This window comes from Arthrobacter sp. zg-Y750 (assembly GCF_020907365.1).
Classification (GTDB): domain Bacteria; phylum Actinomycetota; class Actinomycetes; order Actinomycetales; family Micrococcaceae; genus Arthrobacter_B.
In genome coordinates, this window is the sequence record NZ_JAJJOC010000013.1 from 176,062 (window position 1) to 201,751 (window position 25,690).

Consider the following 25,690-nt stretch of genomic DNA (forward strand, 5'->3'; position numbering starts at 1 on the left):
GCTGGCCGGGCGGTGAGCAGCCGCCTATGCGTGCCCGGCTGACTGCATCTGCCGCAGTTCCTTCTTCAGGTCCCCGACCTCGTCCCGCAGACGCGCGGCCAGCTCGAACTGAAGCTCCGCGGCTGCGGCATGCATCTGCTCGGTCATGGAGGCAATCAGCTCGGTCAGGTCTTCCGCCGGGGCCGCGGCCAGACCGTCCTTGCGCACGCCCTTGCCCTTGCCCTTGGTCTTCTTCTTCGCTGCCTCTTCCAGGAGAGCCTTGGTGTCGGCGTCCTCGCGGGCCAGCTGGTCCGTGATGTCCGCGATTTTCTTGCGCAGCGGCTGCGGGTCCACGCCGTGCTTCTTGTTGTAGGCAATCTGGATGTCGCGGCGCCTGTTGGTCTCATCAATGGCATGCGCCATGGAATCGGTGATCCGGTCCGCGTACATGTGCACTTCGCCCGAGACGTTACGGGCGGCACGCCCAATGGTCTGGATGAGCGACGTGGAGGAACGCAGGAAGCCTTCCTTGTCGGCATCCAGGATGCTCACAAGGGACACCTCGGGCAGGTCCAGGCCTTCGCGCAGCAGGTTGATGCCTACCAGCACGTCGAAGGTGCCCATCCGCAGTTCGCGCAGCAGCTCCACGCGGCGCAGCGTGTCGACGTCGGAGTGCAGGTATTCCACCTTGATCCCGTGCTCCAGCAGGTATCCGGTCAGGTCTTCGGCCATCCGCTTGGTCAGCGTGGTGACCAGGACGCGTTCGTTCCGTTCGGTGCGGGTGCGGATCTCCCCCAGCAGATCGTCGATCTGGCCCTTGCTGGGCTTGACCACCACCTGCGGGTCCACCAGGCCGGTGGGCCGGATAATCTGCTCCACGAAACCGTCGGCCTTGGACAGCTCGTACTTGCCGGGCGTGGCCGACATATACACGGTCTGGCCGATGCGCTCGAGGAACTCGTCCCACTTCAGCGGCCGGTTGTCCATGGCGGAGGGCAGCCGGAAGCCGTGGTCCACCAGGGTCCGCTTGCGGGACATGTCGCCTTCATACATGGCACCGATCTGCGGGATGGTGACGTGGGATTCATCCACCACCAGCAGGAAGTCGTCCGGGAAGTAGTCCAGCAGGCAGTGCGGGGCGGTGCCCGGGCCGCGGCCGTCGATGTGCCGGGAGTAGTTTTCGATGCCGTTGCAGAAACCCATCTGCTGCATCATTTCCAGGTCATAGGTGGTCCGCATGCGCAGCCGCTGGGCTTCGACCAGCTTGTTCTGGGACTCCAGTTCCTTCAGCCGCACCTGCAGTTCATCTTCGATGCGCCGGATGGCGCGGTGCATGCGGTCCTCGCCGGCCACGTAATGCGAGGCGGGGAAGACATACATCTCATCCTCTTCGCGGATGACGTTGCCGGTGAGCGGATGCAGGGTGTGGATGCTCTCCACCTCGTCGCCGAAGAACTCGATCCGCAGCGCGGTCTCCTCGTACATGGGAATGATCTCCACGGTGTCTCCGCGCACGCGGAAGGTCCCGCGGTGGAAATCCATGTCGTTGCGCACGTACTGCATGGACACGAATTTGCGCAGCAGGTCATCACGGTTCATCTGCTGGCCCCGGCGCAGCGTCACCATGCCCTCGATGTACTCTTCCGGGGTGCCCAGGCCGTAAATGCAGGACACCGTGGCCACCACAATCACGTCGCGGCGGGTCAGCAGCGCGTTGGTGGCCGAGTGCCGCAGCCGTTCCACTTCCTCGTTGATGGAGGAGTCCTTCTCGATGAAGGTATCCGTCTGCGGAACGTACGCTTCGGGCTGGTAATAGTCGTAGTAGGAGACGAAATACTCCACGGCGTTGTTGGGCAGCAGTTCCCGGAATTCGTTGGCCAGCTGCGCCGCCAGGGTCTTGTTCTGCACCATCACCAGCGTGGGCCGCTGGACCTGCTCCACGAGCCACGCCGCCGTGGCACTCTTACCGGTGCCGGTGGCACCCAGGAGGACTACGTCCTTCTCGCCGGCGTTGATCCGCTCGGCGAGTTCCTTAATGGCGGCGGGCTGGTCACCGGCGGGTTTATATTCACTGACGACCTCGAAAGGCGCCACAACTCTCTTGATGTCCTGCGCAAGACTCATGCCTACAAAAATACTCCGCTGCGCGGACAGCCACTGTCCGCTTTGCTACGGGCTGAACCTCAGGCGCCGGCAGCGCCGCGTTCTCCGGAAACGTTCCGGTTCAGCGGCACAAGGCGCGTATCCCACAGCGCACGCACCGCGGCCACCAGCTCGTCGGGGCCACCGGTATTGTGCAGGACGACGTCGGCAGCAGCGGCCCGCTCTTCGGCGGTGGCCTGGGCGGCGATCCTGGCCCGTGCAGCTTCGGGAGCCATTCCTCGGTCGCGCACCATCCGCTCCAGCCGGACGTCTTCGGGAGCCTCCACCACCAGCACGAAATCGAAGTTCCCGGCCTGCCCGGTTTCCACGAGCAGCGGTATGTCCTGCACCAGGATTCCGTCCTCCGGCGCCTGAGCCGCAAGCTCGGCGGCCCGGGCGCGCACCAGCGGATGGATGATCCCGTTCAGCACTGCCCGCCGCTTCTCGTCGCCGAACACAACGGCGGCCAGGGCGGGGCGGTCCAGGCTGCCGTCCGCGGCCAGGACCTGCGGACCGAACGCGTCCACCACCGCGGCCAGCCCTGCTGTGCCGGGTTCCACCACTTCGCGGGCCAACGCGTCCGCGTCGATCAGTACGGCACCGCATTCGGTGAGGGTGCGGGCCACCAGGGATTTTCCGGCGGCAATTCCGCCGGTGAGTCCAACCTTAAGCATGTCCACCAGCGTAGTCCTCCGGCGCTGGCCCTCCCGTCAGCGCCACCCGTCACGCCGTCGGCGCCAGCAGATGCGGCCACTAGAATGGAAGAGTGAGTGATATCGACGCGGCGGCGGGGCGCTACACCACCATCGCCGGGGAACACCGCTCCGAACTGGACGTCAAGCGCTCACGCTTCATCACCGTGCTGCAGCGCACCGAAACCGAGGAAGAGGCCCGCGCGCTGGTAGCCGGGCTCCGCCGGGAGTTCCATGACGCGCGGCACCACTGCAGTGCGTTCGTCCTTGGCCCCACCCGTTCAGTCCAGCGCTCCAACGACGACGGCGAGCCCTCCGGAACGGCCGGCATCCCGATGCTGGAGGCCCTGACCAAACGGGAAACCTTCGGCGGTGCCACCGATCTGAGCGACATCACCGCGGTGACCGTGCGGTACTTCGGCGGCATCCTGCTCGGTGCCGGCGGCTTGGTGCGCGCCTATTCCGAGTCCGTCTCCTCCGCACTGGCAGCCGCTCCCCTGCTCCGCCGCCGGCGCATGCAGCTTTACGCCGTCCCGGCGTCCCACGCCGATGCCGGCCGGCTGGAGAACGAACTGCGCAGCGCCGGTATCAGTGTCACCGGCACGGACTACGGCGCCTCCGGCGCCAGCATCACCGTGGCCCTGCCGGATGTACCCGGCACGGCTGAAGAATTCCGCGACCGCCTGGCAGCCCTTACCGCCGGCGGCAGCACCCCTGAACCGCTGAGAACAGAATGGATCGATCTGTGACGCACGCCCCCGCCGGCTTCGACTTTGAGGCGCTCCGGCGATACCCCGACGTCGAGGCCGGGAACCTGCAGGCGCATGACGCAGCTGACCGGCTGCTGCTGGACACCGCAGCTGACCGGCTGCTGGCGGGCGGCGTCGTCGTCATCGGCGACTCCTACGGTGCACTCACCCTGGGCGCGGCGGCCGGTTACGGTGTACGGGAAATCCGCGTGCACCAGGACCCGTACTCCGGCGAGCTGGCCCTGCAGCGCAATGCGGACGCAGCCGGGCTCGCGGGGACGTTCAGCTCCCTGCCCCTTGGACCCGAACTGCTGACCGGTGCCCGGACCGTCCTGCTGCGCCTGCCGCGGTCCCTGGATGCACTCGAGGAGATTGCCGCGCTGATTGCCCGGCATGCCGATCCGCGGGTGGTGGTGTACGCCGGCGGCCGGCTCAAGCACATGACCACGGCCATGAATACGGTGCTCAGCCGCTGGTTCGGCTCCGTCACCGCTTCACTGGCACGGCAGAAATCGCGCGTCCTCACGGTGTCGGCACCGCTGGATCCGCTCCCGGCCAACCGGTTCCCGCTGGCCGGGCAGCACGACGTCGGCCTCCCGGCACCGCTTGAACTGCGCGCCTACGGGGCGGCATTTGCCGGCGCGTCGCTGGACATCGGCACCCGTTTCCTCCTGCCGCACCTCAGCGGCGCCCGGGACGCCTCCGCAGCCATCGACCTGGGGTGCGGCACCGGCGCCATTGCGGCTTACCTGGCCCTGTCACGCCCGTCCCTGCAGGTCATCGCGACCGACCAATCCGCAGCCGCCGTGGCTTCTGCAGTGCAGACCATGGCCGCGAACGGGGTGGCAGACCGGGTGCAGGTATACCGGGACGATGCCCTCAGCACCCGGCCGGATGCGTCGGCGGAACTGGTGGTGCTCAACCCGCCGTTCCACATCGGCGCCAGCGTACACGCCGGCATCGCGCTCAAGCTTTTTGCCGACGCCGGCCGGGTCCTGGCTCCCGGCGGGGAACTGTGGACGGTGTGGAACAGCCACCTCACCTACAAGGCCGCGCTGAACCGCTTGGTGGGACCTACCCGCGAGGTGGCGCGCAACCCCAAGTTCACCGTCACTGTGAGCACCCGGCGCTAGCCGAGACAGGCATGGCGCTGCTGTTCGCTTAGCGCGGTGTCCCGCCGTTCGACAAAGAGCCGGTCATCGGGAAGGCCAGCTCCGGACCCAGCCACAAAAGGAAAATCAGCAGCCACGCCAGCAGGAACACGCTGAACCAAGACAGCGCCCCAACGGGACGCTTTAGGCGGCGGAGCACGCCGTAGCCGGCCCAGGCGAGCCCCAGGGCGACGAGGGGTCCGGGGCAAAGCAGGACGAGCATCAGTTCATATTTCTCCAGCTCCCCCGGGGCGTAGGAGCCTCCCTGGCTCAGTCCCAGGATGATGAAACCCAGGAACGCAATCCACGCGCTATAACACGCGAGCAGGAAGGTAAGCACGGAACCGCCGATAAGCACCGCCTTTTCCCCTCCTGACCGACGCGCCTTCTCCGGTTGCTGCCATTGCGGAGGGTAATAGCCCTGCGGCGGGTGCGGCGGGTGCGGCTGCTGCGGGAGGTTCCCCTGCACCGGCGGTGGCCAATAGCCCTGCGGCGGGTGCGGCTGCTGCGGCTGATAGCCCTGCGGCGGGTCTTGTTCCGGCATTGGTCCCCCTGATCGGCGTCGGCGGCACCAGCGTAACCCGGGCGCGCCGCGCTCACCGGCGCCGACACAGCGCAAACGGCCTCTCAGCGACGCGCGAGAGAGCGCTCTCTTGACAGTGCCCTGCGTCACACTTAGGCTCTGACGAAGATCAGAGAGCGCTCTCTCACAGGCACGTTCGCGCCGGGCAGCTCTCGAAATCCACAACCAGTCCCATCTCAGCGGATCAGCCCCGGCTCAGCTCACGGCACGGTCCACTTATTTACCGGCTAGACCCACACACAAAGGAGTGACCGTGAAGAAGAACTTTAAACACCGGGCAGGAGCAGTGGCAGGCGCCGCCGTTCTGGCCCTGCTTGCCGCAGGCTGCGGCGGCGGCGACAAGGACAGCCAGGCAGGGACCGCCGAGGACCCCATCGAACTGTCTGTCACCACTTTCGGCACCTTCGGCTACGACGACCTCTACGCGGAGTACGAAGAGGCCAACCCGGGCATCAAGATCACCCACAACAACATTGACCGCGGCGCCAACGCCCAGACCGACCTCTTCACGAAACTCGCTGCCGGTTCCGGTGTCAGCGATGTGGTGGCCATCGAGGAAGGCTGGCTCGGAGCCGTCATGGAGGTCTCGGACCAGTTCGTCGATTTGAACGATTACGGTGCCGCTGACATCAAGGACAACTGGGTCGACTGGAAGTTCGAGCAGGGCACCGATGCTGACGGCCGCGTTATCGGCTACGGCACGGATATCGGTCCGCAGGGCCTGTGCTACAACGGCAAGCTCTTCGAAGCCGCCGGCCTGCCCAGCGACCGGGAAGCTGTTGCCGAACTGTTCGGCGGCGACGACGCCACTTGGGACCGTTACTTCGAACTGGGCAACCAGTACCACGAGAAGACCGGCAAGGCCTGGTACGACCAGTCCGGCTTCGTCTGGAACTCGATGGTGAACCAGATGGAAGAGGGCTACTACACGGCTGACGGCGAGCTGAACATCGAGGACAACGCCGCCATGAAGGAACAGTTCATGCAGCTGGCAGCGGGAACCGAAGCCGGTCTCTCCGCCAACGAAAAGAAGTGGGACTGGGGCACGGGCCGGGCCTTCACCGACGGTTCCTTCGCCACGTTCGTCTGCCCGGGATGGATGCTCGGCACCATCCAGGAACAGTTGGAATCTGCCGGCGGCAGCGAGAACTCCGGCTGGGACTTTGCTGATGTCTTCCCCGGCGGCGCCTCGAACTGGGGCGGTGCATTCCTCTCCGTTCCCGAAACCTCCGAGCACAAGGAAGAAGCAGCAGCCCTGGCTGCCTGGCTCACCGCCCCGGAACAGCAGGTCAAGCAGTCCGCTGCGGCAAACAACTTCCCCAGCACCCTTGAAGCACAGAAGCAGCTTGCCGAGGAAGCCAAACCCAATACCGTCTTCAACAACGCGCCGACCGGAGCCATCCTGGCCTCGCGTGCAGAAGGCGTAAAGGCTCAGTTCAAGGGCCCGGATGACTCCGTCATCCAGGAGAAGGTGTTCGGTGCCGCACTGACCCAGCTCGATTCGGGCAGCCTGGACGGCGAGGGCTCCTGGAATGAAGCAGTCAAGCTACTGAACGAGCTGGTCGTCAAGGACTAGCACACCCGTCGGGGCCTCCGGGAAACCGGAGGCCCCCGCATGGACTGTGAGAATCAACATGACCGTAACCGTAAAGCCACCCGCGCCGGCAGCACCGGCCCCCAAGCCCGAACTGTCCTTCCGGCAGCGTCTCAATGTGTGGGACTTCAAAGTTTCCCCCTACCTGTACATTTCCCCCTTCTTCCTGCTCTTCGCACTGGTGGGCCTGTTCCCGCTCATCTACACGTTCTTTGTGTCCCTCTACGACTGGCACCTGCTGAAGGGCCAGGGCGACTTCGTCGGTCTGGGAAACTTTGCCGACGTCCTGGGTGACCGTTTCTTCTGGAACTCGCTCTTCAACACGCTGAGCATCTTCCTTCTGTCCGCCATCCCCCAGCTTGCCGGGGCACTGCTGATTGCAGCCGTACTGGATCAGAACATCCGCGCCAAGACCTTCTGGCGGATGAGTGTGCTGGTCCCTTACGTTGTGACCCCCGTGGCCGTTGCACTGATCTTCACGAACATGTTCGGTGAAGAACACGGACTGATCAACAGCATCCTGGGCAACTTCGGAATCGATCCGATCCAGTGGCGCACGGAAACCTTCCCCAGCCACGTCGCGGTGGCGAGCATGGTCAACTGGCGGTGGACCGGCTACAACGCGCTGATCCTGCTGGCCGCCATGCAGTCGGTACCGCGCGAAATCTACGAATCCGCAGCCTTGGACGGTGCGGGCGCCGTCCGCCGGTTCTTCAGCATTACGCTGCCCAGCATCCGGCCCACCATGATCTTCGTAGTGATCACCTCCACCATCGGCGGGCTGCAGATCTTCACGGAGCCGCGCCTGCTGGATCCGACGTACGCCGGCGGCGCCCAACGGCAGTTCCAGACAACTGTGCTGTACCTCTGGGAGATGGCTTTCCAGCGCCAGGACTTCGGAAGGGCCTCGGCCATTGCCTGGCTCCTGTTCCTCCTGATTGTCGTTTTCGGAGTCGTCAACCTGGCCCTGTCCAGGCGCATAGCCTCCTCGGACAGCCGGCGGTCCCGCCGTCGTGCGGCACTGAAAGGGAAGAACAAGTGAGTGTCATTGAACGCAAAGCCCCCGCCCCGGGGCGCGGAAGCGTCCCTCCCAGGAGGAAGCAGGCCCTGCGGAACAGGATCCTCGGGAATGGGCTCCGCCCCGGTTTCCTGACGTACGGCCTGCTGCTGGCCTTCTTCGTCGGCTCGGCCTATCCCCTGTGGTGGTCTGCAGTAGTAGGCAGCCGCTCCAACGAGGCGCTGGGCCTGACGTACCCGCCGCTGCTGCCGGGCGGTAACTTCTGGGCGAACGTGGGCGAGGTGCTGGACACCATCCCGTTTTGGACGGCATTGTGGAACAGCATCCTGATTTCCAGCATCATCACCGTTTCCGTGGTCATCTTCTCCACGCTGGCGGGCTACGCGTTTGCCAAGCTGCGCTTCCGCGGCAACGGTGTGCTGATGGTGGCGGTTGTGGCCACCATGGCCATTCCCACCCAGCTTGGCATCATCCCGTTGTTCATGGTGATGCGGGAGCTCGGCTGGACCGGTGAAATCGGCGCCGTAATCGTGCCGACGCTGGTAACGGCCTTCGGCGTATTCTTTATGCGCCAATATCTCGTGGACGTCATTCCCGACGAACTCATCGAATCCGCCCGTATGGACGGGGCCAACATGATCAGGACGTTCTGGCACGTCGCGCTGCCCGCGGCCCGTCCGGCCATGGCAATCCTCAGCCTTTTTACGTTTATGTCCGCGTGGACCGACTTCCTGTGGCCGCTGCTGGTCCTGGATGCAAGCAATCCCACGCTCCAAACCGCGCTCAGCCAGCTGCAGTCCTCACGGTACGTGGACTACTCGGTAGTCCTCAGCGGCGCTGTACTGTCCACCATCCCCCTGCTCATCCTCTTTGTGCTGGCAGGCAAACAACTTATATCCGGAATTATGCAGGGAGCAGTGAAGGGTTAATGACTAACAACACCCCGGAATGGAACAACTTCCCGGCCGGCTTCATCTGGGGATCCGCCACCGCGGCCGCACAGGTTGAAGGCGCAGCGCGGGAGGACGGCAAGGAAGACTCCATTTGGGACGCCTTTGCCGCAGTACCCGGCAACGTACGCAACGGAGACACCCCGGCAGTTGCCGTGGACCACTACCACCGGATGCCGCAGGACGTGGCCCTGATGAAGGACCTGGGACTGGACTCCTACCGGTTTTCCACCAGCTGGGCGAGGGTTCGGCCGGGCGGCGGGGACCTCAACCGCAAGGGGCTGGATTTCTACTCTCGTCTGGTGGACGAACTCTTGGAAGCCGGGATCCTTCCCTGGCTCACCCTCTACCACTGGGACCTCCCCCAGGCCCTGGAGGAGGCCGGCGGGTGGACCAACCGCGACACCGCATACCGGTTCGTGGAGTATGCACAGGATGTCTACTCCGCGCTGGGCGACCGGGTGGAGCACTGGACAACGTTTAATGAACCGTTCTGCTCGTCGCTGCTCGGTTACGGGTCCGGGGCGCACGCTCCCGGCCGGCAGGAGCCGCGTGCAGCGGTTGCCGCCGTCCACCACCAGCACTTGGCCCACGGCATGGCGGTGAACGAACTCCGCCGCCTGGGCGCGGAGCAGATCGGCATCACCCTGAACCTGAGCAACTCCATCCCCCGTGACCCGGCGGACCCCATAGACCTCGAGGCCGCGCGCCAGTTCGACTCCCTGCAGAACCGGATTTTCCTGGATCCCATCCTGCGCGGATCATATCCGGAGGATTCCCTCCGCGACCTGGCGCCTTATGGCCTCCAAGAGGTCATCCAGCCCGGCGACATGGAAACCATTGGCGCCCGCATCGACTTCCTGGGCGTGAACCACTACCACGATGACCAAATCAGCGGACACCCGGATACCAGCGGCTCCGACGGGCACGGCGGGGGTGCAGGACGGCCGACGGCGTCTCCGTGGGTTGGGGCCGAACACATCACCTTCCCCAGCCGCGGCCTGCCGCGCACGGGGATGGACTGGGAGGTGAACCCGGACGGGCTGCGCAAGCTGCTCCTGCGGCTGGGCGAGGAGTACCCGGACCTGCCTCCGCTTTACATCACCGAGAACGGTGCCGCGTACGAGGACGAGGTTGCCGAAGACGGCAGCGTCCCGGATGCTGAGCGCACGCGCTTCATCCTCGACCACATCCGCGCCGTGGGAGAGGCCATCTCCGCCGGTGCCGATGTGCGCGGCTACTTCGTGTGGTCCCTGCTGGATAATTTCGAGTGGTCCTGGGGCTACAGCAAACGCTTCGGCATTGTCCGGGTGGATTACGACACGCAGGAGCGGACGGTGAAGGACAGCGGACATGCCTACCGCGGCCTCATCGCCGGGACCCGGAGCGCCGCAGGGGCAGCGACAGCCGTGTGAGGTCCCGTAAGCTGGCATCAGCCGGGCACCCCGGCCCAAGGCGCAGGGAGATATAAGTGAAAGCTGAGTCCGGCCAGGTCCGTTCCGCCCCGACCCTCGAAATGGTCGCGGCCCTGGCCGGAGTCTCCCGTGCCACGGTGTCACGCGTGGTCAACGGTTCATCCTCCGTTGACCCGCACCTCGTCACGTCGGTGGAGCAGGCAGTGAAGGTGCTGAACTATGTGCCGAACCGTGCTGCCAGGACCCTCGCCAGCCGACGCACCTACACTGTGACCCTGCTGGTCCCGGAGTCCACCTCCAAGGTCTTCGCGGATCCCTTCTTCGCGGCCGTGGTGGAAGGCGTTGCACGTTACCTAAGCACCACCGAGTACATGCTCAACATGGTGACGTCCTCTGAGTCCAATCCGGAGAAAACCCGGCGGTACCTGCTGGGCGGAAACGTGGACGGGGTCCTGGTGGTGTCACACCACACCGGGGATCATTCATGGACGCATTTGAACGGCTCCCTGCCGCTGGTCTTCGCGGGCCGTCCCCTGCTGGACTCCGCTGAGGCCTACTTCGTCGAGGTGGACAACGAGGAAGGGGCGGCGACGGCCACCAAGCGGCTGATTAGTGCCGGCAGGCGCAGTATTGCAACCATTGCCGGCCCGCAGGACATGCATCCGGGCGTGGACCGGCTGGCGGGCTGGCGTACTGCAGTGCAGCGTGCCGGCCTCAGCGACCTCCTAGTGGAAGCCGGTGACTTTACCGTGGCCTCGGGGGCCGCCGCCATGCGCCGGCTGCTGGACCGCGGGCAGCCCCTGGACGGCGTTTTCGCCGCCAATGACCAGATGGCAGCCGGTGCTTACACGGTGCTCAAGGAACGCGGGCTGCGGATCCCCGACGACGTCGCCGTCGTCGGATTTGATGATGACTACTACGCCACCAGCGTGGCCCCGGCGCTGACCACCATCCACCACCCGATCTCGCTGCTGGGCGAGAAGATGGCCGAGATCCTGGTGGACCTGATCGAAGGGCGTCCGGCGGAACGCGTCACGCGGCTGCCCACGTCCCTTGTGGTCCGGGAATCTGCCTAGCGCCAACGGAACGGCATACATACAGAAGCGGCCTGGCCGGAATTAGTTGCCCGTGAGCTTCTCGCGCAGTGCAGCCAGGGCTTCGTCGGAAGCCAGCGTGCCGGCACCCGTCTCGGCAACGGCCGGCTCGGAGGAGTAGCTGGTGGTGCCGGAATCGTGGGATTCCGATGCAGCAGCGATGTCCTCGGAGTTGTGCTGGGCGACCTGCTTCTTGTGGGCTTCCCAACGGGCCTGGGCGTCAGCGTACTGCTGCTCCCAAGCGGCACGCTGGGTCTCGTAGCCTTCGAGCCATTCGTTGGACTCGGGGTCGAAGCCCTCCGGGTACTTGTAGTTGCCGGCTTCGTCGTACTCTGCAGCCATACCGTACAGAGCCGGATCGAACTCGGTGCCCTCGGGGTCGACGCCCTCGTTGGCCTGCTTGAGGGACAGCGAGATGCGGCGGCGCTCAAGGTCGATGTCGATGACCTTGACGAACAGTTCGTCACCAACGGAGACAACCTGCTCGGCGAGCTCCACGTGGCGCACTGCCAGCTCGGAGATGTGGACCAGGCCTTCGATGCCGTCTTCGACGCGGACGAACGCACCGAACGGAACCAGCTTGGTGACCTTACCCGGAACAACCTGGCCGAGGGCGTGGGTGCGGGCGAAGGTCTGCCACGGATCTTCCTGCGTAGCCTTCAGCGACAGGGAGACACGCTCGCGGTCGAGGTCAACTTCCAGAACCTCAACGGTGACTTCCTGGCCAACTTCGACAACCTCGGAGGGGTGGTCGATGTGCTTCCAGGACAGCTCGGAGACGTGAACCAGGCCGTCGACGCCGCCCAGGTCCACGAATGCACCGAAGTTGACGATGGAGGAAACAACGCCCGGACGAACCTGGCCCTTTTCCAGCTTGTTGAGGAACGTGGAGCGAACCTCGGACTGGGTCTGCTCGAGCCATGCGCGGCGGGACAGAACAACGTTGTTGCGGTTCTTGTCCAGCTCGATGATCTTGGCTTCGATCTGCTGGCCGATGTACGGAGCCAGGTCGCGGACACGACGCATCTCCACGAGGGATGCCGGCAGGAAGCCGCGCAGCCCGATGTCGAGGATAAGACCACCCTTGACAACCTCGATGACGGTACCGGTAACGACGCCGTCTTCTTCCTTGACCTTCTCGATGTCGCCCCAGGCGCGCTCGTACTGTGCGCGCTTCTTGGACAGGATCAGACGGCCTTCTTTGTCTTCCTTGGTGAGCACCAGGGCTTCGACCTGATCGCCAACGGAGACAACGTCTCCGGGATCAACGTCGTGCTTGATGGAAAGCTCGCGGGAAGGAATGACACCCTCGGTCTTGTAACCGATGTCGAGCAGGACCTCGTCGCGGTCAACCTTGACAACGGTACCTTCGACGAGATCGCCGTCGTTGAAGTACTTGATCGTTGCGTCAATCGCGGCGAGGAAGTCCTCGGCAGTACCGATGTCGTTGATGGCGACCTGCGGGGTACCGGACTTCTCGTTGGTGGTGATGGTCATGTAGTTGGGACTCCGATGTGGAAGTTGTTTTGTATTCCGGACTGGTTTCCACTAACCGGCGGGGTAACCCGCAGGCAGATACTGGCCCAAGTGAAAGACGAAGGCACGTAAATGCCTGCGACGAACAGCTTGTTTGCCCGGAGATGGACAGGATGGGTAATAACTCGCGCTATTACGCGCCCGATCAGTCTAGCCGGACCCGCCAACGCAGGTCAAAGGGGATTGCCCGGTGACCTGGAGAAAAACACCCGGATCCGGCGCGCGGGGACCCCGGGGGCCTAGAAATGCGTGCTGCAGTAGGGCGCCGGTCCTGCCGCGAACAGTGAGTCCAGAAGGGACAGCGCATCATCCTGAGCCCGCACTCCCCCGGCGGCTGCCAAGGTCCGGGCACTCACCGCCCCCAGGTAGAGCGAGCCCAGGGCCGCAACCGTCAGCTCCGCCCGGAGCGTGCCGGCGTCCTCTCCCGGTTCGGCCGGAGCGCATGTCCCGACGCCGTCACGCACCTTCAGCAGGAAGGTCCCGTCCGCCAGGCCCATCGGATCCGTGACGTGGAGCACCACCGCGCCGTCGCCGAAATAGCCGCGCGCGGCCAGGGCGGCCGGAGCGTCCAGGATCCGCAGCCACAGGACGTCCTCGATGTCCTTTACGGTGTAGCGGCGCCGATCCGCGAGCATCCATGGCAGCGGATCCTCCACCGGAGCTTCGGCATACGTCAACCGGTCCACCAGGTCGATGGACCCCAGGTAACGCCACAGTTCGCGGTACGCCTCGTCACTGGCCGCCACCAGGTCGATGACCTTCATGGTGTGCGGTTCGTTTCGCCAGCCCAGCGACTTGTAGGCCGCGTAGCCGTCCGGGAGCCCTTCTGCGTTGAAGCGCAGGACACTGCGCACCGCCCGGTCCGGTTCCGTGTTTTCCCCGTTCCATTTCCCGGCCGCACGCATGGCGTACGCATGCTGCCGGCCCAGGGCACCGAAGGTACGCTCCAGATGGGCCCGGAAAAGTTCCGGCGCCAACGCCAGGATCTTGTCAGGGTCGGCAACGGCAATGCTGCCCCTCGGCGGCGCACTGAACTCCAGGCCACCCCTGGTGTCCAGCTCTACTCGGGCGGTGGAAGTGGCGGCGCCGAACCCGAACCGTCCATAGATGGTTGCCTCCGACGCCGTGAGGGCCGCCAGCGCCAAGCCGGCCGCTTTGGCCCGCGCAAGGTCCGAGGTAATCATCTGCCGCAGGATCCCGCGGCGCCGGTGCGTGGGACGCACGGTGACCGCCGTAACCAAATGAGCGGGAAGCAGCTCCCGTCCGCCTACGTTCAAGTCGTTGACCATGGTGCCGTAGGTGGCCACTGGCACCGCCGGATCCCAGGCATACTCCGGCATATCGTCGTCGTATACCGCGGTCAGGATCCGCCCGTCCCGCAGGTAACCGTCCACCTGGGCCGGGAAGCGTTCCGGGATGCTGCGGTCCTCGTGGAAGCCAAGGTTAACGGCGTCGAACCACCGAACTGTCCGCTCATCGGCCTTGCTATGGTCCGCGGAGTCGTAACCGGCCGGGAACGAAGCGAACCGCAGCCCGACCGCGCCGTTGTTCGCGCCGTTGTTCGTGCCGTTGTCCGTTCCCATGCTTCCCCCTGTGTTGAAGCGGCGGCGCCGCGCACTTAGTGGCCGGCTTCGTGCCAGCTGACGCCCTGACCAACCGAGACATCCAGCGGCACAGACAGGTCCGCCGCCGCGCCCATCTGCGCGCGGACCAGCTTTTCCACCGTGTCCCGCTCGCCGGGAGCGACTTCGAGGACCAGTTCATCATGGACCTGCAGCAGCATCCGGGATTTGAGTCCCTGTGCCTTCAGCTCGGCATCCACGCCCAGCATGGCCTTCTTGATGATGTCCGCCGCGGACCCCTGGATGGGGGCGTTCAGCGCGGCACGCTCAGCCATTTCGCGCAGCTGCCGGTTGTCGCTGGAAAGGTCCGGCAGGTAGCGTCGGCGCCCCTCGATGGTGGAGGTGAAGCCGTCCTTGCGGGCCTGCTCGACGACGCCGCGCAGGTAGTCGCGCACGGCGCCGAAGCGTTCGAAGTAGTCCCGGATCAGGGTCCGGGCTTCATCGACGGGGATGGCCAGCTGCTTGGACAGGCCGAAGGAGCTCAGGCCGTAGACCAGGCCGTAAGACATGGCCTTGACCTTGGAACGCATGGCGCTGGTTACTTCTTCGGGCGCCACGTTGAACACATGCGAGCCTACAAAGCGGTGCAGGTCCTCGCCGGCACGGAAGGCGGAAATCAGCCCTTCGTCACCGGAAAGGTGGGCCATGATCCGCATTTCGATCTGCGAGTAGTCGGCGGTAAGCAGTTCGTCGTAGCCGTTGCCCACCACGAACACCTCGCGGATGCGGCGGCCCTCCTCCGAGCGGATCGGAATGTTCTGCAGGTTCGGGTTCACCGAGGACAGGCGTCCGGTGGCCGCCACCGTCTGGGCGTACGTGGTGTGGATGCGGCCGTCGTCGGCAACGGCTTTGCGCAGTCCCTCCACGGTGGAGCGCAGCTTGGACGCGTCCCGGAAGGCCAGCAGCTGTTCAAGGAACGGGTGCCCGGTCTTGACGATCAGGTCCGTCAGCGCGTCTGCGTCGGTGGAGTAGCCGGTCTTGATCTTCTTGGTCTTCGGCAGGCCGAGTTCATCAAAGAGGACCGCCTGCAGCTGCTTGGGCGAACCGAGGTTGATTTCCTTGCCGATGATCCGGAAGGCCTCGTCGCTGGCGTGCGTGATGGTGGCGCTGAAATCATCGAGCAGCCGGTCCAGCTTCTCGGAGGACACGGCAACACCGGCCAGTTCCATTTCCGCCAGCACCTCGGACAGCGGCAGCTCCAGTCCGCCCAGCAGCTGGTTGGCTCCGCGCTCCACGAGCTGGCCGGCGAAGTGCTCGCTCAGGCGCAGTGCCGCGAAGGCCTTGGATACGGCAGGGGTGGCTGCATCTTCATCGCCCAGGGACAGTTCCAACTGGTTGCTGGCTGCTGCCGCCGGAACAATATTCATTTTCAGGTGGTACTGGGCCAGGTCCGCCAGTTCGTAGCTGCGGCGGTCCGGCTGGATCAGGTAGCCGGAAATGGCGGTGTCATCCACTTCCCCGGCCAGGTGCAGCCCGCGGGCGGCCAGTGACTTGTAGGCCTCCTTGAAATCGTGCACCACCTTGGGAGCAGCCAGGTTCCCGAGCCATGCCGCGAGCACCTGCTCGGCCTCGGCGTCGAGCCCGGTCAGCGGCACATAGGCCGCGGAGGCGTCGGTCACCAGGGCGATGCCGACGACGTCGCGGGACGCGGCCGCTCCTTCGGTCACAAGCTGCACGGCGGTGCGGGCCTGGTTGGTGGCCCGCAGCCAGTCCTGCAGGGCACCGGCGTCCGTCAGGACACTGTGTTCGGGGGCAGCCACTTCGGCATGGGTGCTGGCCTCGCCCTCCTCTTCCCCGTAAACGTCGAAGAGCCGCTTGCGCAGCGCGTTGAACTGCAGGGCGTCGAAGAGTTCCTCGATGGCCTCCCGGTCCGGGCGCCGGGCCGCCATCGCGTCGAGCTCCACGGGCAGGTCCAGGTCCCGCAGCAGCCGGTTCAGGCGCCGGTTCCGCTTAACATCTTCGATGTTCTCGCGCAGGGAATCGCCAACCTTGCCCTTGATGGCGTCCAGATTCTCGAGGATCCCCTCGAGGCCGCCGTAGAGCTTAATCCACTTCGCCGCCGTCTTGGGTCCCACACCGGGAACGCCCGGCAGGTTGTCCGCGGTCTCGCCCACCAGCGCGGCAAGGTCGGAGTACTTGTCCGGCGGCACCAGGTACTTCGCTTCGACCGCCGCGGCATCCATCCGGGGCAGATCGGATACACCCTTCTTGGGGTAGAACACGGTGACATGGTCATCCACCAGCTGGAAGGCATCGCGGTCACCGGAGACCACCATCACGTCCCAGTCCTGCGCCGACGCCTTGGTGGCGAGGGTTGCCAGGACGTCGTCCGCTTCGTAGCCGTCCATGGAAAGGGTAGGAATGCGCATGGCCTCCATGACCTTGATAATCAGGTCAATCTGCCCGTGGAACTCCTCGGGCGTCTTGTTCCGGCCGCCCTTGTACTCGGTGTACTCCTCCGAGCGGAACGTCGGCGTGTCCAGGTCAAAGGCCACCGCTACGTGGGTGGGCTTCTCTTCCTTGATCAGGTTGATCAACATGGACGTGAATCCGTACACCGCGTTGGTGTGCTGGCCCGTGTCGGTGGAGAAGTTCTCGGCCGGGAGGGCGTAGAAGGCCCGGAAAGCCATGGAGTGACCGTCAATCACCAGCAACCGGTTGTGTCCCCCGGCATTCACGTTCCCGAGCTGAACCGCTGCAGTGCCGGCGTCCGTGCCGTTGCTTTTGGTGCTGCTATCCTCGGTGCCGCTGTTTTCGGTGTCGCTGTTGCTAAGGGGGGTGCCGGCCAGTTTGGTAGATTCACTCACAAATGCAAGCCTAGTTGCCATGAGCGAGATTTTCACGCCGGGCCCGGGGGGCCCCGCGGCACACACGAACCCGCACCGGCAGGAACTCCTGGACGCAGGTGTCCCGGAGGAGCTGCACGACTGGCTTGCCGCGCACGGTGTCGGACGGCTCGTGGTGAAGATGGGCATCCGGTTCCTGGAAATGGCGCCGGACCGCCTGGTCGCCACCATGCCGGTGGAAGGCAACGAACAGGTGGCCGGAATCCTGCACGGCGGAGCGCACCTGGTCCTCGCTGAGACCCTTGGTTCCTTTGGTGCCGGAATGCACGCAGGCCCGGGCCGGCACGCGGTGGGTATTGAAATAGGGGCCACGCATCACCGGTCCGTCTCCTCGGGGCTGGTCACCGGTACGGCCACCGCGCTGCACCTGGGCAATACCCTCACCACGCATGAAGTAGTGATGACGGATGAGCAGGGCCGGCGCCTGTCCACCGCCCGGATCACCAACATGATCCGCGAGACCCGCTAGGCACCCGGCAGGAACGAGTAGTGCAGGCGCATGCTGCCGTCCGCGGAAGGCTCTGACCGGAGCAGGCGGACCTGCTGATTCGCCGCGGCCGGCAGCAGCGCCTGCCCTGAGCCCAGCAGCAGCGGGTGCAGTGTCAGGTGCAGCTCGTCCAACAGGCCTTCCCGGAGGTACTGGGCGGCAAGGTTTGTTCCGCGCAGCCACACGTCGGCGTCGTTCGCGGAATCGGCAATGTCTGCGGCGAACTCACTGACGGGGCCGCGCACGAACATCACGTCAGCGCCGTTTATGCCGGGAAACTCATGGTGGGTATAGACCCACACCGGCGCCTGCGGGCAGTCCCATGCCGCAGGCCCGTGTTCCTGGACCTGGCGCAGCAGCCGCGCGTAGGTGCCTGCGCCCATCACCACGGCTCCCGCGGCGGATGGCACTTCGGTTCCGGCGGCTTCCGTCGGATGCGGGGAAAAGGGGTCGAAGCCTGCGGCCAGGTAATCGGCGGAGTTGAACCCCGCCGGGTTGTGTCCGGCGGCGTCAAAGCCGTCGAGTGAGGCCGAGGCGTAGTACACGGTCCGGACCATCTGGCAATGCTAACCAGGCCGGGATGCGCGGCGGAAGACAGCCCTGCGGAATACGGGCGCCCGCTTCGGGGTTGCCGCCTATGGATTGGAATTGCCGCTGCCACCCCAAGAGGCGTGCGCAGCGGCGCACTATAGGAAGAGTTGCGTTTTGAACCTGTTTTCCCCGATGACTGCCGGCAGCCTGGAGCTGTCCAACCGCCTGGTGATGGCACCGCTGACCCGCCAGCGCGCCGGCCGGGACGGTATCCCCGGACCCATGATGGTTGAGCATTACCGGCAGCGCGCCTCACTGGGCCTGATTGTCAGCGAAGGCACCTACCCCAGCCGTGAAGGCCAGGGTTTCCCGGGCCAGCCGGGGCTGGTGGACCCGGAGCAGTTGGACGGCTGGCGGAAGGTCACCGACGCGGTGCATGACGCCGGCGGGCGGATCGTTGCGCAGGTCATGCACGCCGGCCGCGTAAGCCACACCAACACCACCGGCGGGCTGGAACTGGTTGCCCCCAGCGCCATCGCGGTGGACGGGCTGTCCCACACTTATGACGGCAAGCAGCAGTACGAGGTGCCGCGGGCACTGGAAACCGAAGAGTTGGCGGAAGTGACCGCCGGCTTCGTACGCGCTTCGCGTGCGGCAGTTGACGCGGGCTTTGACGGAGTCGAACTGCACGGGGCCAACGGCTACCTGCTGCACGAGTTCCTCTCCCCCGCCTCCAACCAGCGCACCGACGGTTACGGCGGCAGCCCGGAGAACCGGGCACGGTTTGTCATCGAGACGGTTTTCGCCGTGGCCGCCGAAATCGGGGCGGACCGCGTGGGCCTGCGCCTGTCCCCCGAACACAATGTCCAGGGGGCGCTCGAGACAGATCCGGCGGACGTGCTGGCCACCCACGGCGCCCTGCTGGACGCCATTGCACCGCTGGGCCTTGCCTACCTCAGCATCCTGCACCGTGACCCTGCCGGAGAGCTGGTGCAGGCCCTGCGTTCACGCTTCGGCGGGCCGGTGTTCCTCAACTCCGGCTTCGGCGTCATCACCACCCGTGACGAAGCGATCGCCATGGTTGCCGACGGACTCGCAGACGCCGTCGTGGTCGGCCGCCCGGCCATCGCCAATCCCGACCTGGTGCGCCGCTGGCAGGAGGGGCTGCCCCTGAACACCCCTGACGCCACGACGTTCTACTCGTTCGGCCCGGAGGGCTACACCGACTACCCCTTCTACTCCGGGGGCGACGCCGCGTCGCAGAACTGACCTCGCAGAACTGACGTCGCAGAACTGACGTTTCGGGACCCGAACCGGGCCCGGCAACGCAGAAGGCCGGCAGGATCAACGATCCTGCCGGCCGGATGGGGTGTTTAGGGTTTGTTAGTTGGTAAACCTGCCGCGCCCGGACAATCAGGTAGATGCCGTACAGGACTGCAACGGCGCTCACGCCGAAGCACGCAAACGCGCCGGCCTTCGCCAAGGCAACACGGTTGCCCGGGGTGGAAGCAGTGGCTTCGTCCTGGGACACGGCGTACAGCCGCACTCCGAAGGAGTAGACGCCGACGACGATCAGTGCGGCTACCAGCGTGACGCCGAAGACCACGAGGTAGTCCAGCCAGTGGATGTTCATTTGGAACCTGCCTTGACCTTGCGGGTGTTTTTGCCGTTCTTGTTCTTGCGGCCCTTGGAGCTCTTTTTGGCCTTGCCGTGGTTCTTGCCCTGCTTGGCCTTCTTGCCGCCCTTGTTCTTGCCCTTGCCGCGGCGCTTCTTGATGCTCACGACTTCACCGGCGTTTTCAATACCGCTGTTGCTGACGGCATTGTCATGGCTCACCTTGTCCCGCCGGGACCACAGGAAGATGCCGAGGATAACCAGCGTCCCGACGACGGCGTCGATGACCACGCCCGCTGTTCCCATGGAGGCGACGGCGGCGGTGACGGCACCCATGACCGCTGCTGCAGGGAGGGTCAGCAGCCAGCCGCTGGCGACCCGGCCGGCAGTTCCCCAGCGGACCACCGCGCCCTTGCGGCCCAGGCCCGAACCAATGACGGAGCCGGAGGCAACCTGGGTCGTGGAGAGGGCAAAGCCAAGGTGGGAGGAGGCCAGGATGGCGGCTGCGGTGCTGGTTTCGGCAGCGAAGCCCTGGGCCGGCTTGACCTCGGTCAGGCCGGTTCCCATGGTCCGGATGATGCGCCAGCCGCCTGCGTAGGTACCGGCAGCAATGGCAACGGCACACGAGGCGACCACCCAGAAATGGGGGCCGGTTCCGGCGGTCTGCAGTCCGTCGGCCACCAGGACCAGGGTGATGACGCCCATGGTCTTCTGCGCATCGTTGGTGCCGTGCGCCAGGGCCACCAGCGAGGAGGAGAAAATCTGTGCGTAGCGGAAGCCGCCGCGCTTGCGGGGCAGCTTCTCCCCGGAGTCCGGGTCATGCCGGCGGGTGATCCGGTAGGCCAGCTTGGTGGCGAGGTACGCCACAAAGCCCGCGATGACCGGAGCGATCAGTGCCGGCAGGACCACCTTGGAGACCAGCACCGAGAAGTCCACCGAGCCGAACCCGGCACCCACTACCGCGGCACCGATCAGCCCGCCGAACAGGGCGTGGGAAGAACTGCTGGGCAGTCCCTTGAGCCAGGTGATCAGGTTCCAGATCACGGCACCCATGAGGCCCGCGAAGATCATTACCGGGGTGATCTGAATTCCGCCGTCGCCCTCGCGGATCAGGCCGTGCGAGATGGTTTTGGCTACCTCGGTGGAGAGGAAAGCGCCAACCAGGTTGAGCACGGCCGCCAGGGCCACTGCTGTTTTCGGTTTGATTGCGCCGGTGGCGATGGGAGTTGCCATCGCGTTGGCGGTGTCATGAAATCCGTTGGTGAAGTCGAAGAATAAAGCCAGCGCGATCACCAGCGCGACCATGAGGGTGAGATCCACCGCATACCCTAACTAAAGACGAGTGAAAAGAGTCCGCGTGGCGGGTTCAGCTTCGGCACGTGTTGCCGAAATCCCGCTTTACGCCAGATTGATCGTATGCGCTCGGGCAGGCGCGGACCAAAGCGGGGGTTGTGCGCTTGCTCTCGCCCGCTGGTTGCACCGAGCGGACCTACCCGCAGTCTTCGGTTCAGATCCGCAGGCTGGTCCGGGGCCCGCGGCCGCCAAGTTCGACGTCGATGTTTGTCTCCGGAGCGGGCAGGACGACACGCCGGGAATGCGTGTTCACACCGTCGGGCTCCACGATGCTGAGGATGTAGCTGCCGGCCCCGGGCAGCGGCAGCTCGTAGTTCCCGGCAGTGTCGGAACGCACGGCCACCGACGGCTGGCCTCCCGGCCGGACCAGGATGACCAGGGCACCGGCAAGCGGGCGGCCGGCATGCTCGATCCGCCCGGAGAGGGTCAGCCGCTGGCGGAAGTGGATGTCATGGTTCGCCGCCGAGCCGGGGAAGGCCAGCACCTCCGACACCGGCCGCCAGTGGGCATGGTTGGCGACGAGCACGTACTCCCCGTCCCCGGGCAGCACCACGTTGTAGGAGCCGGCGTCGTCGGCGCGGTCCCAGTCCACCGGTCGGCCCGTGCCATCCAGCGCGGTGACGGTGCCGCGCTGCACAGGCTTACCGTCCGCCGCCGAGAGCATGCGTCCGTGGACCATGATTTCCCGTTTCGCGTCTGCGCGCTGCGGCTGCACTTGCCCCGGTGCCGCGTGCAGATCCGGGTGGGTGGCCTCGCGCCGGCGGGAGCGCGGGATCAGGCAGGACACTCCGGTGGCCGCAAGTGCCGCGATTCCGGCGCAGACGAAAACGGTCCGGAAGGCGTCCAAGCTGGGGAAGGCGGCACCGCTGATGCTCACCGTCAGCGATGCCAGGACGGTGGCCACCACGGCGCTGCAGGTGGAGGTGCCCACCGAACGCAGCAGTGTGTTGACTCCGTTGGCCGCGGCAGTGTCCGTCAGCGGTACGTTGCTCATGATCAGGGTGGGCATAGCGGCCATGGCCATGGCTGTTCCCACCGATATGATCACTGCCCCGGTGATGATTTCGGTCACCGAACCCACAAACAGCACACGCCAGAGGTAGCCGGCCGCCATTACCGCGCAGCCGCTCACCATGGTGGTTTTGGCGCCGAAACCGTTGGTGATCCTTGCCGACACGGGTGCAGCCGCCACCATGGCCAGCCCGGACGGGATCATGGTCAAGCCCGCCACCACCACGCTCAGCCCGAATCCAAAGCCGGTTTCCCGGGGCAGCTGGAGCTGCTGCGTGGTGACCAGCATGTTGGCGTACATGGAGAAGCCGACCAGTACTGCCCCGATATTGGTGAGCAAGACGGGGCGGCGGGCAGAGGTCCGGAGGTCCACCAGCGGCTGGCCGTTGCGCAGCTCCGCCGGGAACCACAGGGCAAAGAACACGGCGGCACCGGCGAACAGGCCCACCACCGGATAACTGGTCCACCCCCAGACACCGCCCTTGGTAATGGCCAGCAACAGCGCGGTCATCCCCGCCGAGAGCAGCACTGCGCCGAGGTAATCGAAGCGGCCGGGTGTGCGCACGTGCGACTCCGGGACAAAAACGACAACGGCGACCATGAGCAGCGCGGCGATTATTCCCACCACCCAAAACGTTGCCTGCCATCCGAGCCGGTCGTAGATGTACCCGGACAACGGCAGCCCCAGGGCACTGCCAATTCCGAAGCTGGCGCTCATCAGGGACACGGCTCCCGCAATTTTCTTCTGCGGCAGGGCATCGCGCAGGATGCTGATTCCCACCGGGATCACCGCCCCCGAAAAGCCCTGCAGTCCCCGGCCCACCAGCGCCCAGGTGAAGGTTCCGCCAACCGAGGCAGTGAAGGCTCCGACCACCATCACGGCCATTGCCAGCAGCAGCATCCGGCGCTTGCCGTACATGTCCGCCAGCCGCGACACGATGGGTGTGGCCACGGCGGCGGCCAGCAGGGTTACGGTGACCATCCATGAGACGTCGTCGCTGCTGACCCCGAAGACCCGCGGGTATTCGGGCAGCAGCGGCACCACGGCGGTCTTTTCCAGTGAAACCACAATGCCGCCGCAGGCCAGGACGGCAATGACCAGCCAGTCCGGGTACGTTCGCTGCTTCCGTGCCGGCTGCGTGGTCATACCGGTCCTTCCGGTTGGGCTTCCGGCGGTGGAACTAACCGCGCGAGATAGGCACCTTCTTGGAGGAGGGACCAACCTCGGGAACGGGGACGCGGACTTCAAGGACGCCGTCGTTGTAGGAGGCGGTGACGTCGTCCTGGCTGGCGCCGCTGGGCAGGGCAACTTCCCGGGTGAACGAGCCGTACCGGAACTCCGAGCGGTAGCCGTTGCGGCCCTTGTGTTCGGTCTGTTCGCGCCGCTCACCCTTGATATGCAGCATCCCGTCGCTGACCGTAACGTCCAGGTCCTGCTCGGGGTTGATGTTGGGCAGTTCGGCACGGATCACCATGCTGTTACCGTCCTGGTACTCCTCGATGGGGAAGGCCGGGACCTCCCAGTCCCCCTCAAAGAATTTTCGGACCTGGTCGGGCAGTTCGAAGCGTTCGCGCCTTGCAAGTGAAGCCATGGATATCTCCTGTGTATGGCCCGGATTCGCCGCAGGTTGCGCCGGTTTTGCTCCGGCCCTGCCGCCGGGCGGGGAGGAATGCCGGTGCCGCTAGGTTACGTCCGGAAGGTTCCTGCCCTCAATGGATACCCCCGTGCAAACAGGGCCCAGCCGGCGTATTGGGTGGTGGCGGAAACGCCTTTGCCCCACGGTCCGGGCCGCTGGCCTTGAGCCTAGTAATGGATTTTCGCCCCGCGTATAGTTTTCAGGTGCGCACAGTCCTGTGAGGATCCGCCCGCCGTCCACTACGGCACGATACCGACCGGCATCACGTCGAGAGGCTTCCACAATGGCGCAGAACAACCAGGATTCCGTATCGGTTAATCCCCTTTTTTCCCGCCCGGGCGAAGAAACGTCCGCTCCGAAATTCCGGCTGGCCGAGGGGCAAATGCTGCCGGAAACCGCGTACCAGATTGTGCATGATCAAACCATGCTGGATGGGAATGCGCGCCTGAACCTTGCCACGTTTGTCAGCACCTGGATGGATGACCAGGCGAACCGGCTTTACAGCGAGACGTTCGACAAGAACATGATCGACAAGGATGAATACCCGCAGACCGCGCAGATTGAACAGAACTGCTGGCGGATCCTGGCGGACCTGTGGCACTCACCCGACCCGGAGGGGACCATCGGCACCTCGACGGTCGGCTCCTCGGAGGCCTGCATGCTCGGCGGCCTGGCCCTGAAGCGGCTGTGGCAGCACAAACGGCGCAGCGAGGGGAAACCCGCGGAAAGGCCGAACCTCGTGATGAGTTCCGCGGTGCAGGTGTGCTGGGAAAAGTTCTGCAACTACTTCGATATCGAGGCCCGGCTGGTGCCCATCAGCGAGGAGCACAAGTGCCTGGACGGCTTTGAACTGGAAAAGTACGTCGATGAGGGCACCATCGGCGTCGTCGCCATTATGGGCGTGACCTACACCGGCATGTACGAGCCGGTAAAGCAGATTGCCGCGAAGCTTGATGAGATCCAGTCCTCCACCGGCCTGGACATCGCCATCCACGTGGACGGTGCTTCAGGCGCCATGATCGCCCCGTTCCTCCAGCAGGATCTGGAATGGGATTTCCGGCTGGCGCGCGTGCATTCAATCAGTACGTCCGGACACAAGTACGGCCTGGTTTACCCTGGGCTGGGCTGGGTGGTGTGGCGGGAACGGCAGTGGCTCCCGGAGGACCTGATTTTCTATGTCAGCTACCTCGGCGGCGACATGCCTACGTTCGCCCTGAACTTTTCCCGTCCCGGCGCCCAGGTGGTCCTGCAGTACTACCTGTTCCTCCGCCTGGGCCGGGACGGTTACGCCAAGGTCCAGCAGGCGTCCCAGGATGTGGCCCTGCACCTGTCCAGCGGAATCGCCGGAATCGGGCCCTTCGAACTATGGAATGACGGCTCTGATATCCCCGTGTTCGCATGGCGGCTGAAGGACGGCCAGACGGACAAATGGAACCTCTACGACCTTGCCGAACGGCTCCGCACCAAGGGCTGGCTGGTACCGGCGTATCCCATGCCGGACAACCTGGCCAACCTCACGGTGGAGCGGGTTGTGGTCCGCAACGGACTGAGCATGGACCTGGCCGAGAACCTGCTGACCGATATCCGCCGCGAAACGGCCTATCTGGATCAACTGAACGCGCCCATGCCCCGCGAAGCAGAGCACCCCGGCTTCCACCATTAGTCCCTGAGGGGCCGGGTGCATGC

The 25,690-nt window shown here is 65.2% G+C and carries 20 protein-coding genes; 10 read left to right on the plus strand and 10 right to left on the minus strand.

What is annotated here, in order from left to right; genetic code table 11:
• Window positions 1-24 precede the first annotated feature (24 nt).
• Together uvrB and coaE are read right to left on the minus strand one after the other, a co-directional pair.
• Window positions 25-2,103 (minus strand): excinuclease ABC subunit UvrB, encoded by a 2,079-nt coding sequence (gene uvrB, locus LOC57_RS08670; protein WP_229959166.1) that lies wholly within the window; start codon window positions 2,101-2,103, stop codon window positions 25-27.
• A 59-nt stretch (window positions 2,104-2,162) separates the two neighbouring features.
• Complete coding sequence (gene coaE / locus LOC57_RS08675) at window positions 2,163-2,795, minus strand: dephospho-CoA kinase (protein ID WP_331460648.1); 633 nt, start codon at window positions 2,793-2,795, stop codon at window positions 2,163-2,165.
• A gap of 92 nt (window positions 2,796-2,887) precedes the next feature.
• Between coaE and LOC57_RS08680 the strand changes: the two genes are divergently transcribed.
• Both LOC57_RS08680 and LOC57_RS08685 read left to right on the plus strand, forming a co-directional pair.
• On the plus strand, window positions 2,888-3,562 hold the full coding sequence (locus LOC57_RS08680; RefSeq protein WP_229959168.1) for an IMPACT family protein: 675 nt from the start codon (window positions 2,888-2,890) through the stop codon (window positions 3,560-3,562).
• Window positions 3,559-4,695, plus strand: coding sequence for a class I SAM-dependent methyltransferase (locus LOC57_RS08685; RefSeq protein ID WP_229959170.1), 1,137 nt, complete (start codon window positions 3,559-3,561; stop codon window positions 4,693-4,695). Before LOC57_RS08680 ends, LOC57_RS08685 begins: the two co-directional genes overlap by 4 nt.
• A 28-nt stretch (window positions 4,696-4,723) precedes the next feature.
• Here LOC57_RS08685 and LOC57_RS08690 read toward each other — a convergent pair whose 3' ends face one another.
• Entirely contained in the window at window positions 4,724-5,071 is a 348-nt protein-coding gene (locus LOC57_RS08690; RefSeq protein ID WP_229959172.1) for a hypothetical protein, read from the minus strand.
• Between the two features lie 478 nt (window positions 5,072-5,549).
• On the opposite strand from LOC57_RS08690, the gene LOC57_RS08695 reads away from it, so the two are divergent.
• The 5 genes from LOC57_RS08695 to LOC57_RS08715 are packed head-to-tail and all read left to right on the plus strand — an operon-like array spanning window position 5,550 to window position 11,349.
• Window positions 5,550-6,872 carry an ABC transporter substrate-binding protein gene (locus LOC57_RS08695; protein WP_227911303.1) on the plus strand — a complete coding sequence of 441 codons (1,323 nt, stop codon included), beginning with the start codon at window positions 5,550-5,552 and terminating at the stop codon, window positions 6,870-6,872.
• Window positions 6,873-6,930: 58 nt separating this feature from the next.
• Complete coding sequence (locus tag LOC57_RS08700) at window positions 6,931-7,932, plus strand: carbohydrate ABC transporter permease (RefSeq protein WP_227911302.1); 1,002 nt, start codon at window positions 6,931-6,933, stop codon at window positions 7,930-7,932.
• Window positions 7,929-8,837, plus strand: a complete 909-nt coding sequence (locus LOC57_RS08705) for a carbohydrate ABC transporter permease (RefSeq protein ID WP_227911301.1) — start codon at window positions 7,929-7,931, stop codon at window positions 8,835-8,837. The genes LOC57_RS08700 and LOC57_RS08705 overlap by 4 nt, the downstream gene beginning before the upstream one ends.
• On the plus strand, window positions 8,837-10,273 hold the full coding sequence (locus LOC57_RS08710; protein WP_227911300.1) for a GH1 family beta-glucosidase: 1,437 nt from the start codon (window positions 8,837-8,839) through the stop codon (window positions 10,271-10,273). Before LOC57_RS08705 ends, LOC57_RS08710 begins: the two co-directional genes overlap by 1 nt.
• 56 nt (window positions 10,274-10,329) lie before the next feature.
• On the plus strand, window positions 10,330-11,349 hold the full coding sequence (locus LOC57_RS08715) for a LacI family DNA-binding transcriptional regulator (RefSeq protein WP_442860714.1): 1,020 nt from the start codon (window positions 10,330-10,332) through the stop codon (window positions 11,347-11,349).
• A 42-nt stretch (window positions 11,350-11,391) separates the two neighbouring features.
• Here LOC57_RS08715 and rpsA read toward each other — a convergent pair whose 3' ends face one another.
• From rpsA to polA, 3 genes are all read right to left on the minus strand, one after another.
• A complete protein-coding gene (gene rpsA / locus LOC57_RS08720) occupies window positions 11,392-12,864 on the minus strand; it encodes a 30S ribosomal protein S1 (RefSeq protein ID WP_227911299.1) in 1,473 nt (490 codons plus the stop codon).
• A gap of 278 nt (window positions 12,865-13,142) precedes the next feature.
• Window positions 13,143-14,486, minus strand: coding sequence for a GNAT family N-acetyltransferase (locus LOC57_RS08725; RefSeq protein WP_229959173.1), 1,344 nt, complete (start codon window positions 14,484-14,486; stop codon window positions 13,143-13,145).
• Window positions 14,487-14,521: 35 nt separating this feature from the next.
• On the minus strand, window positions 14,522-17,332 hold the full coding sequence (gene polA, locus LOC57_RS08730) for a DNA polymerase I (RefSeq protein ID WP_442860715.1): 2,811 nt from the start codon (window positions 17,330-17,332) through the stop codon (window positions 14,522-14,524).
• A gap of 19 nt (window positions 17,333-17,351) precedes the next feature.
• Here polA and LOC57_RS08735 point away from each other — a divergent pair, with 19 nt between their 5' ends.
• Window positions 17,352-17,840, plus strand: a complete 489-nt coding sequence (locus LOC57_RS08735; RefSeq protein ID WP_227926341.1) for a hotdog fold thioesterase — start codon at window positions 17,352-17,354, stop codon at window positions 17,838-17,840.
• Here LOC57_RS08735 and LOC57_RS08740 read toward each other — a convergent pair.
• Window positions 17,837-18,415, minus strand: a complete 579-nt coding sequence (locus LOC57_RS08740; protein ID WP_227926342.1) for a dihydrofolate reductase family protein — start codon at window positions 18,413-18,415, stop codon at window positions 17,837-17,839. The genes LOC57_RS08735 and LOC57_RS08740 overlap by 4 nt on opposite strands.
• Window positions 18,416-18,581: 166 nt before the next feature.
• Here LOC57_RS08740 and LOC57_RS08745 point away from each other — a divergent pair, with 166 nt between their 5' ends.
• Complete coding sequence (locus tag LOC57_RS08745) at window positions 18,582-19,658, plus strand: alkene reductase (protein WP_229959567.1); 1,077 nt, start codon at window positions 18,582-18,584, stop codon at window positions 19,656-19,658.
• Between the two features lie 360 nt (window positions 19,659-20,018).
• Here the strand turns inward: LOC57_RS08745 and LOC57_RS08750 are convergent, their stop codons facing one another.
• The 3 genes from LOC57_RS08750 to LOC57_RS08760 form a co-directional block, all read right to left on the minus strand.
• Window positions 20,019-21,323 (minus strand): inorganic phosphate transporter, encoded by a 1,305-nt coding sequence (locus tag LOC57_RS08750; RefSeq protein ID WP_283996814.1) that lies wholly within the window; start codon window positions 21,321-21,323, stop codon window positions 20,019-20,021.
• 187 nt (window positions 21,324-21,510) lie between these two features.
• Window positions 21,511-23,514: an MFS transporter gene (locus LOC57_RS08755; protein ID WP_229959175.1), complete on the minus strand. Its 2,004-nt coding sequence runs from the start codon at window positions 23,512-23,514 to the stop codon at window positions 21,511-21,513.
• A gap of 34 nt (window positions 23,515-23,548) precedes the next feature.
• On the minus strand, window positions 23,549-23,959 hold the full coding sequence (locus LOC57_RS08760; protein ID WP_227926345.1) for an Hsp20/alpha crystallin family protein: 411 nt from the start codon (window positions 23,957-23,959) through the stop codon (window positions 23,549-23,551).
• A gap of 328 nt (window positions 23,960-24,287) precedes the next feature.
• Between LOC57_RS08760 and LOC57_RS08765 the strand changes: the two genes are divergently transcribed.
• Complete coding sequence (locus LOC57_RS08765) at window positions 24,288-25,667, plus strand: glutamate decarboxylase (protein WP_229959177.1); 1,380 nt, start codon at window positions 24,288-24,290, stop codon at window positions 25,665-25,667.
• Window positions 25,668-25,690 lie beyond the last annotated feature (23 nt).